3 protein-coding genes and 1 pseudogene are annotated in these 3,811 nt (G+C 61.3%); 2 read left to right on the forward strand and 2 right to left on the reverse strand.

Going from position 1 to position 3,811, the window contains the following annotated elements:
* The first annotated feature begins 203 nt into the window (after positions 1–203).
* Both RSB01_RS13765 and gcvA read left to right on the forward strand, forming a co-directional pair.
* Positions 204–1,211, forward strand: coding sequence for a cysteine synthase A (locus RSB01_RS13765; RefSeq protein ID WP_332590544.1), 1,008 nt, complete (start codon positions 204–206; stop codon positions 1,209–1,211).
* A complete protein-coding gene (gene gcvA / locus RSB01_RS13770) occupies positions 1,208–2,152 on the forward strand; it encodes a transcriptional regulator GcvA (protein ID WP_332590545.1) in 945 nt (314 codons plus the stop codon). Before RSB01_RS13765 ends, gcvA begins: the two co-directional genes overlap by 4 nt.
* 461 nt (positions 2,153–2,613) lie before the next feature.
* Here the strand turns inward: gcvA and trpC are convergent, their stop codons facing one another.
* Together trpC and RSB01_RS13780 are read right to left on the reverse strand one after the other, a co-directional pair.
* Positions 2,614–3,420 (reverse strand): indole-3-glycerol phosphate synthase TrpC, encoded by an 807-nt coding sequence (trpC, locus tag RSB01_RS13775; protein ID WP_332590546.1) that lies wholly within the window; start codon positions 3,418–3,420, stop codon positions 2,614–2,616.
* A pseudogene (locus RSB01_RS13780) lies at positions 3,417–3,811 on the reverse strand (anthranilate phosphoribosyltransferase); the annotation flags it as partial. The gene trpC and the pseudogene RSB01_RS13780, both read right to left, overlap by 4 nt.

Consider the following 3,811-nt stretch of genomic DNA (forward strand, 5'->3'; position numbering starts at 1 on the left):
GCTGTCATCGCTCATTGAGATTCCAGCGCGATCTATTTGAGTTTTGCTGATTTTCATTTGCACAATCGCTACGTAGGTTTTTTCACAATCTTAGAATACCGGTGATTCTATAAATTAAACCCAGCTTTCATGTTGTTAGTTTTCCTAAAGCCTGCCTAAGTGCATCAGGGTAGCAAACCTCCTTTTGCAGTGCGGAATTCTAAATGCGTGTCGCGTCTGATGTCCTGGGCCTGATTGGCAATACCCCCTTGGTGCGGCTGAAGGCTGCGTCGGAGGCGACGGGGTGCGGCATCTATGGCAAGGCCGAGTTTCTGAATGCGGGGCAGTCGATCAAGGATCGGGCTGCCCTTAGCATCATCCTGAAAGCGCGGGCCAGCGGGGCGTTGAAGGCTGGTGGTACGATTGTGGAAGGCACGGCGGGCAATACCGGCATTGGCTTGGCCATGGTCGGGGCGGCGTTGGGTCATCCGGTTGTGATCGTGATGCCGCGCACCCAGACCGAGGAAAAGAAGCGGGCGGTGCGTCTGCACGGTGCCAAGCTGATCGAGGTCGATCCGGCCCCTTTCAGCAGCCCCAACCACTTCGTGCATTTCTCGCGCCGACTGGCAGAAGAACTCAACGATACCGAACCGCACGGCGCATTCTATGCCGACCAGTTCGACAACCTGTCGAACCGTCTGGCGCACTATGAAGGCACCGGCCCTGAAATCTGGGAACAGACGGGCGGTAAGGTGGACGGCTTTATCTGTGCGGTTGGTTCCGGCGGCACGCTGGTCGGCACCACCACCTATCTGAAAGAGCATAACCCCGACCTGAAGATCGGCTTGGCCGATGTGCCGGGTGCGGCGCTGTATTCTTACTTCAAGGAAGGTGTGCTGAAGGGCGAGGGCTCCTCCATCACCGAGGGCATCGGCGTGAACCGCATCACCGGCAACCTGACGGGGCTGGATGCGGTGGATTACGCCTATCAGATCGGCGACGAGGAACTGTTGTACGTGCTGTTCGATCTGGTCCAGCGTGAGGGCCTGTGCCTTGGCGGGTCCAGCGGCGTGAACGTGGCCGGTGCCATCCGCATGGCCAAGGACATGGGGCCGGGCCACACCATCGTGACCGTGCTGTGCGACAACGGCCAGCGATACGCCACCAAGCTTTATGATCCGGCCTATTTGCGTAGCCGCAACCTGCCGACCGCCGAATGGATGGGCCAATGAGCAAGGAAAGCCCACTGGACGGCCGCCTGCCGCCGCTGAACTCGCTCAAGGCGTTCGAGGCCGCAGCGCGTCGTTTGAACATCACCCGCGCCGCCGAAGAACTGTCGGTGACGCCCGGTGCGATCAGCCAGCAAATCCGCATTCTGGAACAGCATGCCGGTGCGCCCCTGTTCCACCGCGAGGGGCGCCAGATCGCCCTGACCGAGTTGGGGGCCGAGCTTTATCCGTTGTTGCGAGACGGGTTTGATTATCTGAAGCGGGCAGGGGATTTGCTGTATCGCCCTGACCGCCGCTTTGCGCTGTCGGTATCGGTGCCGCCATCTTTTGCCTCCAAATGGCTGACCCAGCGGATCGCACGTTTTAGCGCCGCCCATCCCGAGGTGGAGTTGTGGCTGTCGGCGGATATGCGCCTGACGGACGTGGCGGGCGGGCGCGTGGATGTGGCGGTGCGTTACGGGCGCGGGCCTTATACGGGCGTGCGCTCCGAGCGCCTGATCGGGGCCGATGTGATCCCTGTGTGTGCGCCACAGTTGATGACGGGGCCCAAGGCGCTGAAAAAACCTTCGGACCTGAAAAACCACGTCCTGATCCATCTGCGCCCCGGTGAACTGGAGGAGCAGCGCCCAGACTGGGCGATGTGGATCAAAACGCACAAGGTCAAGGAAGTGGACGTGTCATCCGGCACCCGCGTGGACCAGACCGCGCTGGCTATCGACGCCGCCATTCACGGACAGGGCGTGGCGCTGGCCCCCTATGCGTTTGTGGCCGACGATCTGGCTTCGGGCCGCCTCGTTGCGCCATTTGCCGAGGGCGCTCTGACGACCGACATGGCCTACCACGTCCTCACCCGCCGCAGCAGTGTCTCGGAACCGGCACGTCTGTTTGTGAAGTGGTTGAGAGAAGAGGCTCAGGCGGCAGAGCAGATCGTGGATGATTTGTGATGGGAAAAGTGGAGGCCGCTAGGACCTCCACTTCCGTCATATAATCAAGACGAGTATTGCGAAAATTAGCCACGCCGAGGCGCGGATAATTTTCGCTACGTCGACCTTGACGTCGACATTGACCTGAACGTCAACCATCGGTTGAACCTCCGGGTCGCGGCGCCGCAGACCCAAGGGGTGTGCGAAAAGCGCACCTATTTGAACGGTTTAACCGCCGTTCTTAGGCAATCATCGGCCCAATTTAGCCCTCTGCAGTAGGGCTTCCAAGGCTCCGCTTGGTTATCCTCCTCGCGGTTGTCCTTGTCATCACGACTTGGATCCGCTGCAGCACGGCTGCAAAGGAACGGAGTTTCCGGAAGTCTCCATCCAGTTGGCTCATCGAACCAACGACGCGCTCCTTTTGGTTCCGGCAATCAAATAATAACACGGTTATTGCGTTGGTCGATATAGCGTAGCTTTGCTTAAGTCAGCAAAGCCCTAGTCGCCGCTTCCACATCGGCCTGACGCATCAGGCTTTCGCCGACGAGGATGGCTTTGGAGCCGGCAGAGGCGACGCGGGCGACGTCTTCGGGGGTGAAGATACCGCTCTCTGCCACCAGAAGCGCGCTGGGCGGGGCCAGCAGGGCCAGCGTTTCGGTATTGGCCAGATCGACCTCGAACGTGCGCAAGGAACGGTTGTTGACGCCGATCAGCGCGTTGTCGCGGCCATCGACCAGTTTGCTGGCGCGGGCCATTTCCTGCTCGTCGTGGGTTTCGATCAGGGCGTCCATGCCGAAGCGGTCGGCCTCGGCCAGCAGGTCGGCGGCAACCGCGTCGTCGATCATGTCCATGATGATCAGGATGCAGTCGGCCCCTAGAGCGCGGCTCTCGGCCACCTGCCACGGATCAACGAGGAAATCCTTTCGCAGGCAGGGCAGGGCCACGGCCTCACGGGCCGCGACCAGATAGCTGTCATCGCCCTGGAAGCTGGGGCCATCGGTCAGAACGGACAGGCAGGTAGCACCGCCGCGCTCATAGGCGCGCGCGAGTTCGGGCGGGTCGAAATCGTCGGGACGGATCAGCCCCTTGGACGGGCTGGCCTTTTTGATCTCGGCGATCAGGGCGGGGCGGCCTGTTTTCTCAGCCGTTGCGGCCAGCGCGTTCATAAAGCCGCGCGGGGCCGACGCTCCTTTGGCCAGAGCCTCGAGTGCATCAATGGTGATGGCGGCTTTGCGGGTAGAGACTTCGTCGCGCTTATAGGCGGCGATGCGGTCCAGAATGTCGCTCATACTTCGGTCTCTACTGGCGTATGGGAGGCGCGGACGAGGGCGTCCAGCGCAGCAAGGGCGCGGCCATCGTCGATAACGGCGGCGGCGATTTCGACGCCCTGTTTCAAGGTTTCGGCCTTGTCCGACACGATAAGGGCCGCCGCAGCATTCATCAGAACGATGTCGCGGTAAGCGCCTTTTTCACCATTCAAAAGCGCGCGCAGGGCCGCGGCATTGACCTCGGCATCGCCACCTTGGATGTCGGCCAGTGTCGCGCGGGGAAGGCCTGCGTCCTCGGGCGTGACGCTAAAGCGGGTGACCTTGCCGTCTTTCCATTCGGCCACCTCGGTCGGGCCTGTGGTGGTCAGCTCGTCCAGACCTTGACCATTGACGGTCCATGCGCGCTTGGCCC

Source organism: Brevundimonas sp. (genome assembly GCF_036659295.1).
In the GTDB taxonomy this organism is placed as follows: Bacteria; Pseudomonadota; Alphaproteobacteria; order Caulobacterales; family Caulobacteraceae; genus Brevundimonas.

Excerpts from the sequence above, each read along its gene's own strand:
- trpC (WP_332590546.1), bottom strand. The coding sequence starts at position 3,420 with ATGAGCGACATTCTGGACCGCATCGCCGCCTATAAGCGCGACGAAGTC.
- gcvA (WP_332590545.1), top strand. The coding sequence starts at position 1,208 with ATGAGCAAGGAAAGCCCACTGGACGGCCGCCTGCCGCCGCTGAACTCG.
- RSB01_RS13765 (WP_332590544.1), top strand. The coding sequence starts at position 204 with ATGCGTGTCGCGTCTGATGTCCTGGGCCTGATTGGCAATACCCCCTTG.